The organism is Flavobacterium algicola (assembly GCF_022399565.1).
GTDB lineage: Bacteria > Bacteroidota > Bacteroidia > Flavobacteriales > Flavobacteriaceae > Flavobacterium > Flavobacterium algicola.
In genome coordinates, this window is the sequence record NZ_JAJTUT010000002.1 from 926,692 (window position 1) to 948,846 (window position 22,155).

Below are 22,155 nucleotides of genomic sequence, written 5' to 3' on the forward strand. Positions count from 1 at the left end.
TCAATTGCAATAAATACTGCAGTTGCAATACTACATTAAACCGTTGTCTTATTAATATAATTCTAAGGAGCAGCAAGCTCTGAGATACAGATACAACTTGTCCCGCTATACACTTTATCTTTGCTTTTTTAAAGAAAAAAAGCAAAGGATATCGCTTCTATCGGGGCTAATAATCACGATTGCATTTCATAAGAGAAGACCGATAAAGCCGTAGTCAAATATCGGCTGCATATAATCTATGAACCAATTATTCAAACAATTAGAAAGAAAATTTATCGAACAGTTTCTAATCGTTTGTCTACCACCCTATCATAATAATCTTGAATAAAAGCTTTGCATTGCAACTCTATTGCATCCATCTCAGCATTTCTATTTTTGATCAAATTATTTTTTAAAGCGGTGTCTTCTTTATGATAAAATCCTAATGATTTTGTGCCATCAAACGTGCAAATATAATTCCCTTTTGAAAATTGATAAATATTCCCTGTGGAATTCATTACAAATGGTTCGGTAGTTTTCTTGTCAATTAAACTTCTCCCCCAACTTCTAAAAGGTTTCTCATACCCAATCATATCCAATATCGTTGGATAAATATCGATTTGCTGTGCAAAATCTGTATCAACACCAACATACTTACTCCCTGGTTGATAAATCAAAATAGGAACAGCATAACGATTTATTGGTTTTTTAAATTCATCGTAATAAATTTGATTACAATGATCAGCGACCATAACAAAAATAGTATTAGCAAACCACTCTTCTTTTTTAGCTTCCTCAAAGAAACGTTTTAAAGCATAGTCTGTATATTCTGCGCATTTATGAATTGGCACTCCACCTTCTTTAAATCGATCTTTATATTTGTCTGGAATAACATAAGGCTCATGAGACGAAACTGTGAATACAGACGCAAAAAATGGTGTTTTTCTGGTATCCAATGTCTTTTTCATAAATTGTAAAAATGGTTCATCCCAAATTCCCCAAAATCCATCAAATTGCGAATCATCATTAAACTCTGTACGTCCGTAATAATGATCGATGCCCAGAATGTTACTAAAACCAAGAAAACCCATTGAGCCATTTGCTGCACCATGAAAAAATGAAGTATCATAACCCTCTCCCTCAAGAACTGAAACTATCGATTCTATTTTTTGTTTTGGATAAGGTGAAGATGTAAACGCATCCTTAAACGATGGAATTCCAGACAATACAGAAGACATACCGTGAATGGATTGACGTCCGTTTGCAAAAGCATTATTAAAAATTAAACTGTGTTGAGCCAGCGAGTCTATAAAAGGTGCATGACTTTTGTAATTTGGTATGTTTACATCTTTGTTAAAAGCACCTATGTACTCTCTACCATAACTTTCTAATATAAATACAACCACATTGGGTTTTGTCTTTGGATTATTGTGATACTCTTTAATTGGTTGAATTAATTCATTGATCACTTCTGGAGTTACACCAGCGTAATCTTGCTTGATAAAAGTATTTGAGAACAATGTTCTAATAATTGCAAATGGAGTATTCAATACAATATCAGAATGTACAATGTTTTTCACATGACGACTTGCATCGAGTAAGTTGATTGGCCTAGTAGATTTTTTAAAATCTCCCCCACGAATACCACCAATCACTAGTGCAAAAACCACTAAGATCCCGATGATTGAAAAGCCAAAATATGGAATTAATTTGGTTGGAGTAGTAAATTTAATAGTAACTTTTTTGTACAAGTAAATCCAAAGCGCAGCACAAACAATAAATAAAAGTGGTAAATCCCAATAATCAAATATGAAGCTAAAAAGTAGTGTCTTTTTATTCGTTTCATGTTCTAATATTTGCCAAACTACAGCTGTAGTTCGCGCAAATGTATACCTGTAATACACAAAATCTACAAAATTAGTAGCGTAGGCAAATAAATTGGTAGAAAAATAAAGGTAGAATAAAAACTTTTGATATCGTTCTGTAGTGTTCTTTATAATCGGTACAATAGAGAAAAGGATAAAAAGTATATTTACATATAGAATTGCCGTAGTATCAAAGGCTAATCCATAATAACATAAGGATAGAAAATCTGTGATAGATTCTACTCTTAATAATTCCGAGTTGTACAAATAGAAGAGTACACGAGAGATAAAGTAAAAAAGGTATCCTAGTGTAACTCTGTAAAATAAAATTTTATATTCGTTTAAGCGCAAGTTTTGTAGCATTCTATAATTCTGTTTTTTGAAACCTTTCTCAGCTTTCGTAATTAATAATTTTAAACCAAAATAATGGTAAACTGTTGGAAACAGTAATTTTATGATAGTATGTTATCTTGATGAAGTTCAGATAATTTCTAAAATCTCACTAATAAAAACTGTATACTCACAGAACAGTTCTCTATAATTTTCTTCTAAACCTTTATTTATGAAAGTGTATTTGGACTCACACTTTCTAACTTATTTTTGCGTGTCTTTCGATGCTTGTAAATTCCATTCATCACAACCATGATAAAAATCAGTAATGCTCCCATATAAAAAGAAAAGCTCATTTTTTCTTTATCACCCAAAATAAAATAAGCCAATAGAATACCATAAACAGGTTCTAAATTGGTTGTTAGCATCACGGTATAAGGAGATAATTGCTCCATTACTTTTACAGAAGCAGTAAAGGCATAAGCAGTACAAATTGACGATAATACTAATAACAAAGACCAATCGGTAGCGCTCATTGTAAAAAATGCAATACTAAATTTTTGCTGTGCCAAATAATATAAACTGATAAAAAATACACCCGCTAAAAACTCATAAAAGGTAATTACAGCAGCATCTTCATTTTGAATCAACTTACCGTTAAATACCGTAAACAGCACACCTACCACAATTGAAATAAATGCGTATAACATCCCCTCAAGATAATTGACTTCTACATTCATTATAAGACCTAAACCCAAAATGGTAACTAGCCCAAAAAAAACTTCGTAGCCAATTATTTTTCTTCCGTAGAATAAAGGCTCCATTAGAGATGCTAAAAAAGCGCCCAAAGAAAATATAGAGAGTGTTATCGAAACGTTTGAGATCTGTATAGCATGAAAGAATAATATCCAATGTATGGCTATCAATAAACCTACTAGTACCAGTTTCAAAAATAAGCCTAGGGAAATCTTGAATGACTTCTTTTTGTAGATAATATAAAGGCCCAAAAAAGCCGAAGCCATCAACATTCTATACCATACGATAGCACCAGACTCAATGCTTAATAAAGCACCTAATACAGCGGTAAAACCCCAAATAAATACAATAAAATGGAGTGTTACATAACTTTTAAGACTATCGCTTTGCATTACGTAATAAAAATATACCTAAGAATCCAAAAACAAAATTTGGAAACCATACGGCAATAAATGGTGAAAAAGTAGTTTTCTCTGCTATTACTCCAAAGACTTTATCAAAAAACACAAATCCAAATGCAATTGCAATTCCTATAGTTAAATTCATTCCCATTCCTCCTCTTCTCTTCATTGCAGAAACAGAAACAGCTATTATTGTCAATATAAATGCCGATGTGGGCACACTGTATTTTTTATACAATACAACCATATAGGTATTGATATTTGACGAACCTTTTGCCTTTTCCTTGTCAATAAAAGTGTTCAACTTATCCAAAGTTAACGTTTCGGCTATATAAACAACCGGTGTTAAATCCTCTAAATCGAAACTCAACTTTGCTTTTTTATCTGGAGCTTTTTCTATGATATCCCCAAACTCTCCTATTGTTCTCTTTTTGTAGTCATACATAGTATAAGTACTATCGGCAGCATTCCACTGAATTCTGCTAGCAGTAATCTTCGAAACCATTTTTTCTTTATCGAATTTTTCAATAGAAAAATTGAAAGCTGTTTTTGAGTAAGAATTAAAGCTGTTGACATACAAAAACTCATTGTCATTAATCTGCCTATACACATCAGTGTTTTCACCACGCATAAGTTGCTTCCCGTTGGTCTTAAGATAAGTGTACCTAAAATTATTAAAACCTTCACTAGAAACAGGAACGACAAAGAATCCCATTATAAGAACAAATACCGATACGATGGTCGCCCCTATGATATAAGGTCTTAAAAATCGGGTAAATGATATTCCAGAACTCAAAATTGCGATAATTTCTGTATTGTTAGCTAATTTAGATGTAAACCATATGATAGATAAAAACAAAAATATCGGAAAAAGTGCATTGGCAAAATAAACTGTGAAATGGTAATAATACACCGCAATTTTAAGAAAGGGCACCTTGTTTTCAATCATGAAATTAATCTTCTCTGACACATCAACGATGATTCCGATAGGAACGAACATCGCCAACATAGACACAAAAGTGGCTAAATATCTCTTTAAAATGTACTTGTCTAGTATTGTTAAAATTGCCATTATCAGTTTAAAATTTTAAAGCCTTTGGCTCATATTCTTCACCATCATATCTTTCCAAGTTCTAAAATCACCTGCAATAATATGTTTTCTAGCCTCGCGCACCAACCACATATAAAAACCAAGGTTATGTATTGTAGCAATTTGTTTTCCTAAGTATTCATTGGCAGCAAAAAGGTGACGCAAATAGGCTTTTGTATATTCTGTATCAACATAGGTAATTGCCATTTCGTCAATTGGCGAAAAGTCATCTTCCCACTTTTTGTTTTTGATATTTATAGTACCATTTGCAGTAAACAACATTCCATTTCTCGCATTACGCGTCGGCATTACGCAGTCAAACATGTCGATACCTAATGCAATATTTTCCAAAATATTGATTGGAGTACCTACTCCCATCAAATAACGTGGTTTATCTTCCGGTAATATAGCAGTAACCACTTCAGTCATTGCATACATTTCCTCCGCAGGTTCCCCTACAGACAATCCACCAATAGCATTCCCTACTTGATTTGCATTGGCAATATATTCTGCTGATTTTTCTCTTAAATCTTTATAAACACTTCCTTGAATAATTGGAAAAAAATGTTGTTGATAGCCATATTTCATTGGGAGTTTATCCAAATGAGTAATACAACGATCCAACCAACGGTGTGTCATGTTCATCGAGCGACGAGCATAATGATAATCACAAGGATAAGGTGTACATTCATCAAATGCCATAATAATATCAGCACCAATAGTGCGCTGAATTTCCATTACATTTTCTGGTGTAAACACATGGTAAGAACCATCAATGTGAGATTTAAATTTCACACCTTCTTCTTTTATCTTACGATTTGAAGATAATGAGTATACTTGATAACCTCCAGAATCGGTCAAAATTGGACGATCCCAGTTCATAAATTTATGCAATCCACCTGCTTTTTCAAGAATCTCTGTCTTAGGTCGCAAATACAAATGATAGGTGTTTCCTAAAATTATATCAGGATTAATATCTTCTCTTAATTCCCTCTGATGCACTCCTTTAACAGATGCTACCGTACCAACAGGCATAAAAATTGGAGTTTCTATAACACCATGATCAGTGGTAATGCTTCCTGCTCTCGCTTTCGATTGCGGATCTTTCTTTAATAAATCAAACTTCATACTACGTGTTTTGTACCGATTGTTCGGCGGGCAAAGATAGTTTAATTTAGAAAAAGTAACCTTACTTTAAATCCTAAAGTCTATCATAAAAATTACAATTTAGACAAAATCAACAACTATCTATTGCCTTACCTCTATTTTAGTTCTAAATTCTATCTAATATTTGCTTTATAAATTAACTACTGATTTTACAAAGACACTTCAAATTTGCTATGGTAGAATAAAAATTAATAAAAAAACTTATTGAGATAATAGGAAGTGATTAGCAAAAATAGCATCCAAAATTCTATTATGTTCATTTTTATAATCCTTGCGAATGTTTATCTTTGCACACAAATATAAGTATCCTTTTTATGACAACTACAAATAGACGTTTCCCTGCAGAATGGGAAAAACAAGACGGTGTTTTACTTTGCTTTCCACACAACGGAAACGATTGGCCAGGTAAGTACGAGGCGGTACAATGGGCATTTGTAGAATTTATCAAAAAAGTAGCTTGCTACGAAAAAGTTTTTCTTGTTGTAGCCGATGAAAAATTAAAACTTAAAGTCGCAGATATGCTTGAGCGTGCTCGAGTGAATGTTGAGCAAGTGAATTATATCATTCACAAAACAAACCGCAGCTGGATGCGCGACTCTGGACCTATTGTTGTTTATGATGATGGAAAAAGAGAAGGATTAAACTTCAACTTTAATGGTTGGGCAAAATATAAAAATTATCAGCTAGACAAAGAAGTACCTAAAAAAGTAACCGACTTTTTAGATATTCCTTTAACTCAGGTAATGTATAAAGGTAAACCCGTTATTGTAGAAGGTGGTGCGATTGATGTAAATGGACGCGGAACTTTAATTACATCTGAAGAGTGCTTAATGCATCCTACTATTCAGGTACGAAACGAAGGATTCACAAAAGAAGATTACGAAGCTGTTTTTAAAGAATATCTCGGTGTGACCAACGTAATATGGCTCGGCAACGGAGTTGAAGGAGATGATACTCATGGTCATATTGACGATTTAGCACGTTTTATTAATGATGATACAATTGTCACTATTGTTGAAATGGATACCAAAGATTCTAATTATGAACCTTTGCAAGATAACTTAAAACGTTTGCAAAATGCTAAATTAGAAAACGGTGCGTCGCCTGTAATTGTAACACTGCCAATGCCAAAACGAGTTGATTTTGAAGATTTACGCTTACCCGCTAGTTATGCCAACTTTTTGATTTTGAATAAGTGTGTCTTGGTACCCACTTTTAACGATGTTAACGATAGAAAAGCACTTAATATATTAGCGGAATGTTTTCCGGATCGAGAAATCATCGGAATTAGCACTATCGATTTTATATGGGGATTTGGAACTTTACATTGTTTAAGTCAGCAGATTCCGGCTTCTAAATAGATATATAAAAAAAATACCAGCTTTCGCTGGTATTTTTTTTGTTGTTATTTTTAAAAACTTATTTCTCTCTTGTAAACGGTATTTTACTTCCATCACTCATAATCATGTCAAATCCAGATTGCTTGTCATTGTATTTAAATTTTAGACCAGCAGCCTTCGATTCAAATTCATTTTCTCCAATCAATACTACTGAGAATTGTGGATATCCTGAAATCTCTACATTAAGCGCATTCGACTTCTCGCTAATTTCAATTTTAGTTCCTATTTTACTATTCCCAAAAACCCCTAAGTATCCATCCAGAATAACATCTTTTTCTAATTTTCCAGTTACTGCTGTCCATAAATTATTATCAGTATCATAATCTGGAAAAACATGTTCAGGATCTAACGTAATACTTTCAATTTCTTCATTGATATCAGGGCTAAAAGACCATGTATTGTTTTTCTGCCATACTTCAAATGGTAATTTTACGCGCTTGGTAATTCCAGATTTGGTTTTAATATCCATAATTACAGGTAAAACCATTTTATCTTTATTTTCGATTGTAATAACGACACCTTGAGCAGGATCATTTTTTACATATTTAACAGCGTTGACTGATTGATCAAAACGCCAGTTATTTTTAAACCAACCTCTCCAAAACCAACCTAAGTCTTCACCTGCAACATTCTCCATAGTTCTAAAAAAGTCATCTGGTGTTGGGTGTTTAAAAGCCCAGCGATCAACGTATGTTTTAAAAGCATAATCAAATCGTTCTGCCCCTAAAATCTGTTCTCTTAATACTATCAAGGCAGTACTTGGTTTGGCATATAGTAATTTACCAATATTACTTTCTTTCATATTATCGGGTGAACTCATTACGGGCTCTAAACCTGAACCTGTGTAGTACTCAGCTCTTTTCTGCAAGTCCTCTGCAGGTTCCTTGTATTCTCCGTTATTGAAATCGGTTTCACTTAGTGAGTTTATAAAAGTATTCAAACCCTCATCCATCCATCCAAACAAACGTTCGTTTGAGCCCACTATCATAGGGAACCAAGCATGACCAAATTCATGATCTGTAACCCCCCATAAACGTTTTCCTTTTGATTCATATTTACAAAAAACAATACCAGGATACTCCATTCCACCTTCATTACCAGCAACGTTTATTGCTGCAGGGTAAGGATATTCAAACCATCTTTTTGAATAATTTTCGATAGCTGCTTTTGTATATTCTGTCGATCTTCCCCAAGCCAGGTCACCTTCGCTTTCTACTGGGTAAGTAGACATTGCTAATGATTTCTTTCCACTTGGTAAATTGATCTTAGCACCATCTACAATAAAAGCAGTAGAAGAGGCCCAAGATACATCGCGGGAATTTTTGATAGCAAAATGCCATGTTTTTGTAGTCGTACTAGCTGTTTTTACATTTTTTTCTACTTCTTCAGCAGTACGTATCATTACTGTTTTATCACTCGCTTTTGCTTGTGCCAAGCGACTAAGTTCAGCTGCAGAGTAAACTTGGCTTGCATTTAATAATTCTCCCGAACAAACTACAAAGTGATTTGCAGGAGCTGTAATGTTTATATCAAAATTACCGTATTCTAAATAAAACTCTGACGCTCCCAAATAAGGATTCGTATTCCAACCGCGCACATCATCATACACACACATACGTGGGTACCACTGTGCAATGGTAAAGATTTTACCATTCTTGGTCGTAACAACTCCAGTTCTGTCAGATCCTTCGTCTGGACAAATATATGAGAAATCAATTTTTAACTTCACAGTACCACCCTTTGAACTAAGTTCAGAAGGAAGAAAAACCTGCATGCGTGTGTCTGTAATTAAATATTTTACTTCAGTTTCAGAAAGCTTTCCTTTTACAGTACTAACTGCTTTTACAGATTTAATTTTATGCCCACCGTCAAATACTTGACCGCGCGAACCATTGCGGCTTCCTGTTAGCGGTACCAAAGCTTCTCCCCTAGAATCTGCTTTAAATAAATTTTGATCCAAATGCAACCATAGGAACCCCAATTTATCAGGACTATTATTGGTATAATCAATAACCGCACTTCCGGTAATTTCATTGCTTTGATCGTTTAAAACAGCAGATAATTTGTAGTCTGCACGGTTTTGCCAATAGGCAACACCTGGTTGCCCACTTGCTGAACGATAAATAGAACCACGATTGGTATAAAAATCAGAAGAAAATGCTTCGTTATAATTGTAACTGGATGTTGTACTTGAAGCTTCCTGCCCCCAAGATGCTGAACTCGCTATAAATAATGCGGCATAAAATAAGCCTGTACATTTTATTCTACTCATATAATTAAATTTAAATTACAAATTAATGAAAAAAAATTGAACAGATAACTTATATTTGAATCTAAAATAGTGGATTTAGTCCTATTCATTAAATTTTTCGCAACAATTAATACCATTATATTGAAAACAACACTAGATAATGCATATTTAACCGTACAAATCAATAGTATGGGTGCCGAATTAATCTCTATAAAAGATAAAAAAAATACCGAATACATGTGGGAAGGAAACCCTAAGTTTTGGGGCAAACACTCTCCCGTTCTGTTTCCTATTGTAGGTGCGTTAAAAAATGACACCTATCAATATAACGGAAAAAATTACCAATTATCAAGACATGGTTTTGCTAGAGAAATGGAATTTAATCTGATCGAAAATTCAGCTACAAAAGCTATTTTCGCTATCGCTTCTAATGCCGACACTTTACTAAAATATCCTTTTGAATTTGAATTACAAATTATTTATACACTGGTAAAAAACAATATTCAAATTGAATATCAGGTAGTCAACAAAAATGCTTACGACATGCCATTTTCAATCGGTGCACATCCTGCATTCGCTTTACCAAAAGAATTTGAAGAATATTCATTACAGTTCAGCGAAAAGGAACAGCTGCACTATAACATATTAGAAAATAATTTAATTGCCGATACCACCAAAGAATTACCATTAGATTATAGTAACTCAATTGCACTTGAGTATTCCCTATTTGAAAATGATGCATTGATCTTTAAAAATTTACAATCAAAAACAGTAAGCATTCTTGAAGGAAAAAGGGAAATAGTACGTGTACATTATGAAGATTTTCCAAGTTTAGGAATCTGGACAATGCCAAATGCACCATTTCTATGTATTGAACCTTGGTTGGGCTACGCAGATACTGTAAACTGTACTGGAAATATATTTGAAAAAGAAGGTATTTTAGTTGTACAACCTAACGAGCAATTTCATTCCAAATATACGATCGAAATTATTTAAAATTTTGGTAATGTTTTAATGTACAGTTCTTCTACCTTTTGACGTGCCCAGTCGGTTTTACGCAAAAAAGTAAGAGATGATTTCACACTAGGATTACTTTTAAAGCATTTTATATTAATTAACTCGCTCAAGGTGTCAAATCCGTAAAATGCCTCAAGTTGTTCTACGATTACTTTTAAAGTGATTCCGTGCAGTGGATCTTTTGATGCTTGCTTTTCCATTTTACAAATTTAATTCAATTTCGTTAAAAAGTTATGGACTTTTACTAAATGTCCCTACATTTGCAAACCTATGCTAAAAACAGTTAACATCCTTAATAAACGTGCTCGATTTGATTATGAAATAATCGAGAAATATTCTGCTGGAATTGTTTTGGCAGGAACAGAAATAAAATCCATCCGTTTGGGTAAAGCCAATATAACCGAAAGTTTTTGCGAATTTAGCGGTACAGAGCTTTTTGCTATAAATACCTATATTGAAGAATATACTTTTGGAAACCAGTTTAATCACAAAGCTCGTAGCGAAAGAAAACTTCTTTTGAAGAAAAGAGAATTAAAAACTTTAGCACGTGCCGTTCAATCAAAAGGGCTTACTGTTGTCCCTTTAAAATTGTACACAAATGATAAGGGATTGGCCAAGTTGGAAATCGGACTTTGTCGCGGAAAAAAAACTTATGATAAAAGAGAGTCATTAAAAGAGCAAGACACTAAAAGAGATTTAGATAGAATAAAAAAGATACATAAATAAGTTATTACCACTAAATTGCTGGTATTAATTGATATGTAATATCGAAATAGTATAATAAAACATTGTTTAAGTATTTTAAACAATGTTTTTTTTTTGTCGAAATAGCATGACTTAAAATGTCATGACAACTTTTATAATAAAAATGAAAAATCTACTTAAGATTGCTAGAGAGCAGCGTGGTATAAAAACTAGAGAGCTGGCGCAATTGGCAAGCATTGACCAAGCTTTGATTAGCAAATTTGAAAGTGGCGCTCGAAAGCCTACCAAAGAACAAATTTTAAAACTCTCTACTTTATTAGAAATTAACTATGATACCTTAATGGTGGCCTGGTTAAAAGAAAAAATTTTATATGAAATTGGAGATGAACCTTTAGCTTTAAAAGCCATAAAAGAAGCTGAAGATGAAATTAAATATTTAAGAAATGCAAGCACTACCACTATTTCGAGAGCACTGCAACAGTTACTAAATGAGATTGATATTTTAAAACAAAAACGAGACAATCTTCTGCCATCGGATGTTGCAATGGTAAGGAAAGCTATCGAAATTAATTACACTTTTGAAAGCAATCGCTTGGATGGCAATACACTGACCCAAAGTGAAACAGAAATGGTTATTACAAAAGGTATGACTATCTCGGGTAAAAGTATGCGAGAACATCTTGAGGCTATCAATCATCAAGAAGCAATTGCACACTTGAAAAATTTAGAAGACAAAACTTCTTTGAATGAAAAAGAAGTATTAACGATTCATAATTTGATTTTGCGGGGTATCAATCCGTCCGTGGCTGGTTCTTATAGGAAAGAAATTCTAGTTAACGAAGCAAATAGCTATTCAACTTCAGCTCCTCAAGAAATCGCCAAAGATATGGAGGAATGTTTGATTTGGTATGAAATGAATAAAAGCAAACTGCACCCCGTACTTTTGGCGGCTAAGATACATGAGCGTTTGTCGCATATACACCCATTTGCTGACGGAAATGGAAAAACTATTCGCTTGATAATGAATTCGATTTTAGTACAGCATGGATATACTATTGCTACTATTAAAGGAGATGATGCGACTAAAGCGAATTATTACAAAGCCATAGAAAAAGCATTAGCAACCAAAGACGATGAAGACTTTCAGCTCTTTATTGCAGAGGTTGAAAAAAATTCCTTGGAACATTATATTGCAAATGTCACAAAATAAGAAAACCATTCGCTACACGAATGGTTTTCTTGTTTTATACAATCATTTCTAGATTATAAAATTATCTACTATTATCAGAAGATTACTTGTCTAATTCTTTGATTTGCGTGTTTGAGAATTACTCTTTAATTTTTATCTTCTAACAAAGGTACAAATTTGCATTCTCCCAATTCGTGTCGCTCAAACTGAGTCTCATTGATTCGGATGAGTAATGTCATTATTTGCACTGTATCTCCTAGCGGAATGACCAACCTTCCTCCTATTTTTAATTGTGCCATTAATGGCTGTGGTATAAAAGGTGCTCCTGCAGTTACAATAATACTATCAAAGGGCGCAAATCCTGGTAAACCCTTGTATCCGTCACCAAAGGTTAGATGCTTGGGACGAATACCTAATTTAGGTAATAAAGTAGAAGTTTGTCTGAATAATTCATTTTGTCGTTCTACACTAAAAACCTTAGCTCCCATCAAACACAGTACAGCAGTTTGATAACCTGAACCTGTACCAATTTCTAAAATTTTATGATCTTTTTTAATTTCTAATAATTGTGACTGAAAAGCAACCGTATAAGGTTGCGAAATTGTTTGCCCCGCAGCAATAGGAAATGCTTTGTCTTGATAAGCGTAATCTTCAAAACTAGAATTTAAAAATAAATGTCTTGGAATCTTTTTGATTGCTTCCAGAACATTTTTATCTGTAATTCCTTTTTCTTGTAAAACGTTTACTAATTGATTTCTAAGTCCTTGATGTTTGGCAGTGTCTTTCAATGTGAGGTATTTATATTTTGGCAAAAATAGAAAACAATTTCTAATTTATGGACTCCAATTGAAAGTCGTTTTGAACAATTGGCAGATATTTTTCAGGTGAGATATAAGCGATTGGGATTCATTGAGATATATAAACTTTAAGTCAGTCAATAAAAACTGCTATTGTAAGTAGCCCGCGTGAGTGATAGAAGCTAGCTACCGAAGTAGCGCGGATAGCACGACAGCAACTATAAAAAAGAGCTCATAAGCGCCTAGAAAGTTGGCTCTTTTTTATGGTTGGTGGCACGCCCAATATAATTAAGAAATGAAAACAATTACAGTCAATATTTGTCATGATTTGCCCTTTGATGTTAGTTTATAATTCTTATTTTTGTAGAAATTACATCATTATGCTGAAAATTGGAGTATTGGGTGCTGGTCACTTAGGAAAAATACATTTGCGATTATTACAACAATCTGAGAAATATGAATTGGTGGGTTTTTATGACCCTAATCAAGAAAATGCGGAGAAGATTTCAAAGGAATTTGGATACAAGCATTTTGAGACCATTGCCAAATTAATTCACGCAGTGGATGTGATTGATATTGTTACCCCTACACTATCGCATTACAAGTGCGCACGTGCAGCAATTAAATCAGGTAAGCATGTTTTTATCGAAAAACCAATTTCAAATACGGTTGCTGAAGCTGAAGAAATTATTGCACTTGCAAAAGAATACAACGTTAAAGGGCAAGTTGGTCATGTTGAGCGCTTTAACCCTGCCTTTATCGCAACGAAAAATATGATCGAAAACCCGATGTTTATAGAAACACATCGTTTGGCGGAATTTAATCCTCGTGGAACTGATGTTCCCGTAGTTTTGGATTTGATGATTCATGATATTGATGCTATTTTGAGTGTTGTAAATTCACCTGTTAAGAATATCTCTGCTAGTGGAATATCTGTCATAAGTGAAACTCCAGATATTGCCAACGCACGTTTAGAATTTGAAAATGGATGTGTTGCTAACTTAACGGCAAGTCGTATTTCATTGAAGAACATGCGTAAAAGTCGCTTTTTTCAAAAAGATGCATACATCTCTGTAGATTTCTTGGAGAAAAAATGTGAAGTGGTAAAAATGAAAGACGCACCAGAAAATCCTGGTGATTTTGATATGATTTTACAAAATGCCGAAGGTGTTAAAAAACAAATCTATTTTTCTAATCCTGATGTGAATCAAAACAACGCAATTTTGGATGAATTGGAGAGTTTTGCAGATGCAGTTGTAAATGATACAGAGCCAGTAGTTACACTTGAACAAGCTACAGAAGCGTTGCGAATAGCGTATCAAATCATTGATTGCTTTAAAAAATAAAGATGTCTAATCGACTGGATATTAAATTCAAAGGTCAATCACAGAATTTTGAATTGGTAGAAGACGGGATTCTTGCTATTCTAAATACGACGCAACATAAATTAGAGTATAAAATTCCATTTGAGGAAATCAAAGATGAAACCTATACTATTCGAGTAAAAGGAGATAAAAATGTAGCACTGCTTTATATCTCCTTTTTTTTCAATATTATATTTGCACTTTGCATCTTTTTTGAATACTACTCCTATAATTTAATTTATTTTTATTTGATTGTACTCTCATTATCATTACCTCTATTTTTAGTATTTAATGAAGTCAATAAAGGTTACGAAGAAAAGCATATTGCCTCGAGTAAAATTTTATATTTTATAAAAACCAAGCAAAATGCAGATCAAATTGAGTTGTTTATTAAGTCAATTTTCAAGCATCGTAATCAGTTTTTTAAAAATAAATATTTAAAAATCGACCCAATTATTCCTACATATGTTCAAGAAGAAAGAATTTTATGGTTGTATACCAGTAAATACATTACTGAATCTGAATATGAAGTATTTAAGGATGATCTGGATCGATATACCAATTTTAACCCCAGAATATAAGTTATGAAAACAGTAGCAGTAATTGGCGCAGGAACGATGGGCAATGGTATTGCACATACATTTGCGCAAAATGGTTTTGTAGTCAAATTAATTGATGTATCAGAGAAAGCATTGGACCAAGCTATGGACACTATTGCCAATAATCTGAATCGAATGATTACCAAAGGAACTATCAGCGCTGATGATTTTGCTAAAACAATTACCAATATTATTACCTATACCGATATGAAGGACGGTGTTACAGGAGTTGATTTTGTCATTGAAGCAGCAACTGAAAACCTAGATTTAAAGCTGAAAATTTTTAAACAATTAAATGATCTATGTCCTCATAACACCATTTTTGCAACAAATACTTCTTCTATCTCAATAACGCAAATTGCAGCCGTAGTTGCGCATCCCGATCGTGTAATCGGAATGCATTTTATGAACCCTGTACCGCTAATGCCTTTGATCGAAATTATTAAAGGGTACGATACTAGTAATGAAGTGGTTGATATCACATTGGCGTTGGCCAAAAAACTACAAAAATCACCTGTAACAGTTCAAGATTATCCAGGATTTGTAGCCAACCGAATTTTGATGCCGATGATCAATGAGGCTATAGAAACGCTTTACAATCAAGTCGCAGGCGTTTTAGAAATTGATGCAGTGATGAAACTTGGTATGAGCCATCCTATGGGCCCGCTACAATTGGCAGATTTTATTGGTCTCGATGTATGTCTTTCGATTTTAAATGTCATGCATGATGGATTTAAAAATCCAAAATATGCTCCTTGCCCCCTACTTGTCAATATGGTCAATGCAAAGAAATTGGGTGTGAAATCTGGAGAAGGTTTCTATGATTACAAGAGCAGTAAAAAAGCAGAAATAGTTTCGAAACAATTTTCTAAATAGTATAGAATCTTATTATTTACTGTTACAGACACTAAATACTATAAAATTTTGCTGCGGGAAAAGCACCGATAGAAATTGTTTTTATCTTAATTCGTAATAATTCGTTTATCTCCTTTTCTATTCCTATTTTTACGAAGGAAGCACAGAAACTGAACATTCTATAATTGAAGTAAAAAGCTTTCAATTGTAAAACTTCTTTCCATTTAACGGCATAGAAAATATAATTTAGACCTATGAACATAGCAGACAATTTACAAAACATAACAACTACATTACCTAAAACTGTTACTTTGGTTGCAGTATCTAAAACTAAACCTGTAAGCGACTTAACAGTAGCATACAATGCAGGTCAACGTATTTTTGGAGAGAATAAAATCCAAGAAATGGCGGATAAGTGGGAAGAAATGCCAAAGGATATTCAGTGGCACATGATTGGTCACGTGCAAACAAATAAAGTCAAATACATGGCGCCATTTGTTAGCTTGATTCATGGAGTTGATAGCTTTAAACTTTTAAAAGAAATCGACAAACAAGCTGAAAAAAATAACAGAGTAATCGATTGTCTTTTGCAATTTCATATTGCTGAGGAAGAAACAAAATTTGGTCTTGATGAAAAAGAAGGTATTGAATTACTAACTTCAAACGATTTTGCTGCACTTAAGAATGTACAAATATTAGGTGTTATGGGAATGGCCACATTTACTGATAATCAAAATCAGGTAAAAAAGGAATTCACACATTTAAAATCAATATTTGAGAACTTAAAAGCTTTAAATCCTGCACATAGCAACTTCAAAACAATTTCTATGGGAATGTCGGGCGATTACCCGTTAGCTATCGAATGCGGTAGCAATATGGTTCGAATCGGAAGTAGTATCTTTGGCGGCAGGTAACTAGTACAATTTCAAAAATACAATGATAGGGGGCAATATAAAATTTCCATAAAAAAGTAACAATGGTGGTGAAAACGCTTCGCTACATTGCAAATGGCTTTATTGAAATTTGATATTGATTATTTGATGTTAAAATTGAACCCATTGAAATTGCATAATTAATTTATTTATAACAGAACACCTATTTTGTACGCAATACTTGACATAGAAACAACTGGAGGACAGTTCAATGAAGAAGGAATTACAGAAATCGCAATTTATAAATTTGACGGTCACGAGGTCGTGGATCAATTTATAAGTCTTGTTAATCCTGAAATTCCGATTCAGCCTTTTGTGGTTCAGCTTACCGGAATCAATAACGCCATGCTAAAATCGGCTCCTAAGTTTCACGAGGTAGCCAAACGCATCGTAGAAATAACCGAAGGCTGCGTTGTAGTGGCTCATAATGCTAGTTTTGACTACCGCATCCTTCGTACAGAATTTCGTCGCCTAGGATATGATTTTCAATCTAAAACTATTTGCACGGTAGAATTGGCCAAAAACCTTATTCCAGACCAACCTTCGTACAGTCTTGGCAAACTAGTGCGAGCATTAGGCATCCCCGTAACCGACAGGCATCGTGCGAGTGGTGATGCACTGGCGACAGTCAAACTTTTTAAGATGTTACTTGAAAAGGATGTGGAGAAAAAAATTGTCAAAGATTTTATTAAAATGGAGATCGAAAAAGGAATTGCACCCAAACTTCAAGACATAATAAATAAGCTACCTGCTAAAACTGGAATTTTCTACATACATAACAAAGAAGGAAACATTATCAACATAGGTAAAAGCCGAAACATAAAAAAACGCGTTAATCAAGTATTCACTGGTATTACCAATACAGCAAAGAAAATACAAAAAGAGGTTTTTGAAGTCACTTTTGAGGAAACTGGAAACGAATTAATAGCAACACTAAAAGAGACAGAGGCAGTAAAAACCAATCGTCCGGTTTACAATCGTATTCCGCGTCGCAATACGTTGCCCTGGTCTATTTACTCGGAAAAAGACAATAACGGATACCTAAATTTAAAACTTAGAAAAACAGACGGACGTAAAAAAGAAGTTAGTTCTTATAATAACGAAACCGATGGTAAGAATGCTCTTTTTCGCATCACAGATGATTATCAATTGTGCCAAAAATTCACTGGTTTATATGCAACTAAAGCAGCTTGCTTCAAGCATAAGATTAAGGAATGTGATGGTGCTTGCATAGGGGAAGTTACAGCAGTTGAATACAACGAACGAGTAAAGAAGTTCATCGAAAAAAATAATTTTGACAACACTAATATGGTGATTATCGACCGTGGAAGATCAGTAAGCGAACGCTCTGCTATATTAATCGAAAACGGACAATTAAAAGGATATGCTTTTTATGACTTAAATTACCAAATCACCAATATTGATATTTTAAAAAACATCTTAATTCCGATGCCAAACAATCGGGACACAAAACACACATTACAATCCTATCTCAAGAAAAGTAAAACTCACAAAATAAAAAAATTCTAGAGGATGCCAGATATTAAATCAAAATTTGCTCTACTCAAACAGCGTACTTATATCATCATTTATGGTACTAGCACCAAGGCGGGACGCTTATTTGATCTGGTTTTACTCGGCTTGATTCTGTTAAGCGTGCTTCTGGTAATGATGGAAACCGTGGCAGAATTTAATTTTAAATACCATTCTCAGCTTATAACTCTAGAATGGATTATTACGGTCTTCTTTACAATCGAATACCTAATGCGAATTATCAGTATTAGTAAACCCTGGAAATATATCTTTAGTTTCTACGGAATCATAGATTTTTTATCCATATTCCCCATGTATTTAAGTTTGGTACTTGTAGGATCAAATGTTTTTACCGTTGTTCGTGCATTGCGTCTTTTGCGATTATTCAAAATTCTAAATCACCCACAATTTAATAGTCAATCGGTGCAATTAAAGCGTGCTATCAACGCTAGTCGCGGTAAAATTATAGTATTTATCTACTTCGTTCTGATCATAACCATCATCATTGGATCAATCATGTACGTAGTTGAAGGCAGCGAGAGCGGCTTTACAAGTATTCCTGCTGGTATTTACTGGACAATTGTAACCCTAACTACAGTTGGTTATGGAGACATCTCTCCTATCACACCTTTCGGTCAGTTTATCGCTTCTTTTGTTATGATTTTAGGGTACGGAATCATTGCAGTACCTACCGGAATCGTAACTGCTGAAATTGCTAAATCACATCAAAAAACTAGCGCACATCCCGAAACACCTTGTCCGGGTTGCGGAACAGATGATTACCCACAAAACGCTAACTTTTGTCACAAATGTGGGCATACTCTAGACATTTAAGATATATTTAGAGCTATTTCCAGCTATACACTACAACTCCTCCTGCTACAACTTGTATTTCTAAGCCATAAAAGGAGCTTATAAAGGCGCTCTTTTATGTCAAGAAATACTAACTTGCAGCCGTCCGGGGTTTTCGTTTCTATCTGGGCTAAAACAAAAAGCATGAAGTACCTAATCACTATTATCGGCCCAACAGCAATCGGCAAAACTGCCTTGAGCATACATTTTGCACAACATTTTAAGTGCGACATAGTATCTTGCGATAGCCGTCAGTTTTTTAAAGAGATGACAATAGGTACCGCAGTACCAAATGAAAAAGAACTAACCGCAGCAAATCATCATTTTATTCAAAATAAATCTATTTTGGAAAATTATACCGTAGGTGATTACGAAAAGGAAGCGATTGCAAAAATAGAGGAACTGTTTCAAACAAATGATTATGTTGTGCTCGTTGGTGGCTCAGGCTTGTATGTAAATGCAATTTTAAAAGGCTTTGACTCCTTTCCTGAAATTGATGGCGCAGTACGAACTGCTATTAATGACAAGTATGAAAAGCTTGGAATTGGCTATTTGCAAGAACAGTTAAAAATTTTAGATCCTAATTATTTTGAAATCCTCAGCAAAGAGAACCCACAAACATTGATGAACCCACAGCGCATGATGCGCTTTATCGAGGTTTGTATAGGTTCCCAAAAGCCATACTCCTCTTTTTTAAATCAAAAAAAGAACCAACGTTCTTTTACTCCTCTACTCATTGGACTTGAAGCAGAACGATCTGTAATGTACAACCGTATCAACCAGCGCGTTGATATTATGATGAACGAAGGTCTCTTAAATGAAGCCAAAACATTATTTCCAAAAAAGGACTTAAATGCTTTGCAGACTGTCGGTTACAGAGAGTTATTTCAATACTTTGTTAAAGAGATTACTTTGGATTTTGCTGTAGAAGAAATTAAGAAAAATACACGTCGATTTGCAAAAAGGCAACTCACTTGGTTTAAGCGAGATGAAAATACGAAATGGTTCGATTTTGAAACGCCAGTACCAGTAATCATCAGTTATATAACTAGTCAAATGAAAGAATAGAAATTAAGTATTATGAAGCAATTGCAATCATGATAGTAATTGCGATAATTTACATGTCTCAATTTTATTAAAAATTTATTCAAAGTACTCAATTCAGTATTTGCATAAGTTGGTGCAGCTGGTAGCTATTATAAATCTTCAAAAATTCATCCATACAATCCCTCTCGATATATATTTTTTTTTAAATTTAAACCATTATATACTACAATATGGTTCGAATAATTTAACAGAATAAAGATTTTCTATTAAATCTGTGAAAGAAAATCAGTCAAAATGATTTGTTTTCACTATTTTTGCAGACAGCAATAATATGAACCTAATGCGATATAAGTACAGATTTACTTTATCAATCAAAAACCGAATAGCACTCAGAAATGCCACTAGAACCTAACTTTTCTTCTATATTAGAAAAAGAATACGAAATCAATTTTACACAATGCCTACCTTCTGGGCATTTGAAATATACCGAATTATGCAATCTCTTACAACTAACAGCTTCTACTCATGCTGATTTAGGCGGAATAAGCTTTACAGACATGCAAGAGTTCAATCAAGCATGGGTTTTAAGCCGCATGCGCATCGAAATTAAAGCATTGCCAAGGTGGAAGGATAAAGTAGTTGTAAAGACTTGGATTAACACCTTAGAAAACTCTCGTTCGATTCGAGCGTTAGAAATTTACCTTAACGGAGAGAAAATTATCGGAGGTGAAACTTTTTGGGCCGTTTTCAATACGGTAAAACGTCGTCCTGAAGCACTAGCTTTGGATCACGAACACTTTGAGCTGTTTCCAGAGATGAAAGCTACCGAAGAAAGTTTTTCTAAAATCGTAATTGACCCCGAAAAAGAAGAAGTTTTTGAAAAGAAGGTAATTTTATCTGATTTGGATATTGTAAATCATGTGAATCACGTGAAGTACCTAGAATGGTGTATGGACGTCGTAGATGAGAAAATTATTTTGAATCAGAAAATTAAGAGTTTTGAAATGAATTTCATGAAAGAACTTTCTCTGCGTGATCTTGTAATGATACACGAAAATATCTCTGACGAATCAATTGTTTTTAGTATAACAAAAGAAAATAAAAACTGTTTTGCATTACAACTCAACCTGTAATTCTAAATAATTATCTTATGCATCAGGAGCTCCAAATCATTAAAGATTTACTATTCAAATCTATTGGATTGGAGCTTTCGCATGTCGTAGCAGAATCAGAGAGTAAAGCATACTCTGCACATTCTTTTGAACTTGGTAATTTTACAGTAAAATTTAGAACCGCAAAAATTACTCCAACCAAAACAGGGCAGTTTGTTACATTGTGGAAACGTAATGTAAGCGGAATAACTGCAGCATACGAACTTTCAGATAAATTCGACTACTGTTTAATAGCTACTAGAGAAGGGAGCAATTTCGGTGTTTTTATATTCCCTAAAACTGTCTTGCATCATAACAAAATTTTATCTGATGATTTTAGAGATGGTAAACGAGGTTTTAGAATATATCCACCTTGGAGTACAATTACCAATAATCAAGCACAGAAAACTCAGCTGTGGCAATCCCATTTTTTTATTAGTTTACCTCATGATAATCGTATCGATACAGATAAATTAAATAAGTTATTACAAATTGATTTATAATACCTTATAGCTGTCTATTTAAATTAATTGTTTCAAAATCAGCAGATGTTGCTATTAGTAATTTTGAAGATAATATTAATGCAAATCAATTCAATCTAATAAAGACAATTGTGGTTGTTTGCACGAACCTATAAAAAAATCCCTCTTCACTATATAAATTATCATTCTTAAATTCCTAACTCCTAACCCTGATTGAAGTGGAAAGCGTTTTGAAATAAAAGCGCCCATTTCTTAGTGTAGGAAAGCGACCAACGGAAGCTCTTGCTACACTAATAGAAATGGACGCTTTTATGAGAAATCTTGCAGCGGAAAGCAGGAAATAGTTTCCATAAAAAAAGCCTCGATTTCTCGAAGCTTCTTTGTGCAGATAAA

Annotated in this window: 20 protein-coding genes; 13 read left to right on the forward strand and 7 right to left on the reverse strand. The window is 33.8% G+C overall.

Annotated elements, in window-relative coordinates; all coding sequences use genetic code 11:
• Nucleotides 1-272: 272 nt before the first annotated feature.
• The 4 genes from LXH21_RS10500 to tgt form a co-directional block, all read right to left on the reverse strand.
• Entirely contained in the window at nucleotides 273-2,207 is a 1,935-nt protein-coding gene (locus tag LXH21_RS10500) for an LTA synthase family protein (protein ID WP_239865524.1), read from the reverse strand.
• A gap of 197 nt (nucleotides 2,208-2,404) precedes the next feature.
• Nucleotides 2,405-3,322, reverse strand: a complete 918-nt coding sequence (locus tag LXH21_RS10505; protein ID WP_239865525.1) for a DMT family transporter — start codon at nucleotides 3,320-3,322, stop codon at nucleotides 2,405-2,407.
• Nucleotides 3,309-4,397, reverse strand: coding sequence for an LptF/LptG family permease (locus LXH21_RS10510; RefSeq protein ID WP_239865784.1), 1,089 nt, complete (start codon nucleotides 4,395-4,397; stop codon nucleotides 3,309-3,311). Before LXH21_RS10510 ends, LXH21_RS10505 begins: the two co-directional genes overlap by 14 nt.
• Nucleotides 4,398-4,418: 21 nt before the next feature.
• The gene (gene tgt, locus LXH21_RS10515; protein WP_239865527.1) at nucleotides 4,419-5,549 is read right to left on the reverse strand and encodes a tRNA guanosine(34) transglycosylase Tgt; all 1,131 of its coding nucleotides are present in this window, start codon (nucleotides 5,547-5,549) and stop codon (nucleotides 4,419-4,421) included.
• 353 nt (nucleotides 5,550-5,902) lie between these two features.
• On the opposite strand from tgt, the gene LXH21_RS10520 reads away from it, so the two are divergent.
• Nucleotides 5,903-6,949 (forward strand): agmatine deiminase family protein, encoded by a 1,047-nt coding sequence (locus LXH21_RS10520; RefSeq protein WP_239865528.1) that lies wholly within the window; start codon nucleotides 5,903-5,905, stop codon nucleotides 6,947-6,949.
• Nucleotides 6,950-7,007: 58 nt separating this feature from the next.
• Here LXH21_RS10520 and LXH21_RS10525 read toward each other — a convergent pair whose 3' ends face one another.
• Nucleotides 7,008-9,260 (reverse strand): M1 family metallopeptidase, encoded by a 2,253-nt coding sequence (locus tag LXH21_RS10525; protein WP_239865529.1) that lies wholly within the window; start codon nucleotides 9,258-9,260, stop codon nucleotides 7,008-7,010.
• 120 nt (nucleotides 9,261-9,380) lie between these two features.
• Here LXH21_RS10525 and LXH21_RS10530 point away from each other — a divergent pair, with 120 nt between their 5' ends.
• Nucleotides 9,381-10,235: an aldose 1-epimerase family protein gene (locus tag LXH21_RS10530; RefSeq protein WP_239865532.1), complete on the forward strand. Its 855-nt coding sequence runs from the start codon at nucleotides 9,381-9,383 to the stop codon at nucleotides 10,233-10,235.
• Here the strand turns inward: LXH21_RS10530 and LXH21_RS10535 are convergent.
• Nucleotides 10,232-10,456 (reverse strand): VF530 family protein, encoded by a 225-nt coding sequence (locus tag LXH21_RS10535; protein ID WP_239865534.1) that lies wholly within the window; start codon nucleotides 10,454-10,456, stop codon nucleotides 10,232-10,234. The two genes, LXH21_RS10530 and LXH21_RS10535, sit on opposite strands and share 4 nt — an antisense overlap.
• A 70-nt stretch (nucleotides 10,457-10,526) precedes the next feature.
• Between LXH21_RS10535 and smpB the strand changes: the two genes are divergently transcribed.
• Together smpB and LXH21_RS10545 are read left to right on the forward strand one after the other, a co-directional pair.
• On the forward strand, nucleotides 10,527-10,982 hold the full coding sequence (gene smpB, locus LXH21_RS10540) for an SsrA-binding protein SmpB (RefSeq protein ID WP_239865536.1): 456 nt from the start codon (nucleotides 10,527-10,529) through the stop codon (nucleotides 10,980-10,982).
• Nucleotides 10,983-11,103: 121 nt separating this feature from the next.
• Nucleotides 11,104-12,171, forward strand: a complete 1,068-nt coding sequence (locus LXH21_RS10545) for a Fic family protein (protein WP_239865538.1) — start codon at nucleotides 11,104-11,106, stop codon at nucleotides 12,169-12,171.
• 125 nt (nucleotides 12,172-12,296) lie between these two features.
• Here LXH21_RS10545 and LXH21_RS10550 read toward each other — a convergent pair whose 3' ends face one another.
• Nucleotides 12,297-12,938, reverse strand: a complete 642-nt coding sequence (locus tag LXH21_RS10550; protein WP_239865540.1) for a protein-L-isoaspartate(D-aspartate) O-methyltransferase — start codon at nucleotides 12,936-12,938, stop codon at nucleotides 12,297-12,299.
• 389 nt (nucleotides 12,939-13,327) lie between these two features.
• On the opposite strand from LXH21_RS10550, the gene LXH21_RS10555 reads away from it, so the two are divergent.
• From LXH21_RS10555 to LXH21_RS10595, 9 genes are all read left to right on the forward strand, one after another.
• The gene (locus LXH21_RS10555; protein ID WP_239865542.1) at nucleotides 13,328-14,293 is read left to right on the forward strand and encodes a Gfo/Idh/MocA family protein; all 966 of its coding nucleotides are present in this window, start codon (nucleotides 13,328-13,330) and stop codon (nucleotides 14,291-14,293) included.
• Nucleotides 14,294-14,295: 2 nt separating this feature from the next.
• Complete coding sequence (locus tag LXH21_RS10560) at nucleotides 14,296-14,892, forward strand: hypothetical protein (RefSeq protein ID WP_239865544.1); 597 nt, start codon at nucleotides 14,296-14,298, stop codon at nucleotides 14,890-14,892.
• Nucleotides 14,893-14,895: 3 nt separating this feature from the next.
• Entirely contained in the window at nucleotides 14,896-15,786 is an 891-nt protein-coding gene (locus tag LXH21_RS10565) for a 3-hydroxyacyl-CoA dehydrogenase family protein (RefSeq protein ID WP_239865546.1), read from the forward strand.
• 233 nt (nucleotides 15,787-16,019) lie between these two features.
• Nucleotides 16,020-16,679 (forward strand): YggS family pyridoxal phosphate-dependent enzyme, encoded by a 660-nt coding sequence (locus LXH21_RS10570; protein WP_239865548.1) that lies wholly within the window; start codon nucleotides 16,020-16,022, stop codon nucleotides 16,677-16,679.
• 186 nt (nucleotides 16,680-16,865) lie between these two features.
• Entirely contained in the window at nucleotides 16,866-18,227 is a 1,362-nt protein-coding gene (locus LXH21_RS10575) for an exonuclease domain-containing protein (protein WP_239865550.1), read from the forward strand.
• Between the two features lie 3 nt (nucleotides 18,228-18,230).
• Complete coding sequence (locus tag LXH21_RS10580; protein ID WP_239865551.1) at nucleotides 18,231-19,064, forward strand: ion transporter; 834 nt, start codon at nucleotides 18,231-18,233, stop codon at nucleotides 19,062-19,064.
• Nucleotides 19,065-19,226: 162 nt separating this feature from the next.
• The gene (gene miaA, locus LXH21_RS10585) at nucleotides 19,227-20,150 is read left to right on the forward strand and encodes a tRNA (adenosine(37)-N6)-dimethylallyltransferase MiaA (RefSeq protein WP_239865552.1); all 924 of its coding nucleotides are present in this window, start codon (nucleotides 19,227-19,229) and stop codon (nucleotides 20,148-20,150) included.
• A gap of 374 nt (nucleotides 20,151-20,524) precedes the next feature.
• Nucleotides 20,525-21,262 carry an acyl-[acyl-carrier-protein] thioesterase gene (locus LXH21_RS10590; RefSeq protein ID WP_239865553.1) on the forward strand — a complete coding sequence of 246 codons (738 nt, stop codon included), beginning with the start codon at nucleotides 20,525-20,527 and terminating at the stop codon, nucleotides 21,260-21,262.
• A 17-nt stretch (nucleotides 21,263-21,279) separates the two neighbouring features.
• Nucleotides 21,280-21,783 carry a MepB family protein gene (locus LXH21_RS10595; protein WP_239865554.1) on the forward strand — a complete coding sequence of 168 codons (504 nt, stop codon included), beginning with the start codon at nucleotides 21,280-21,282 and terminating at the stop codon, nucleotides 21,781-21,783.
• The last annotated feature ends 372 nt before the right edge of the window (nucleotides 21,784-22,155 follow it).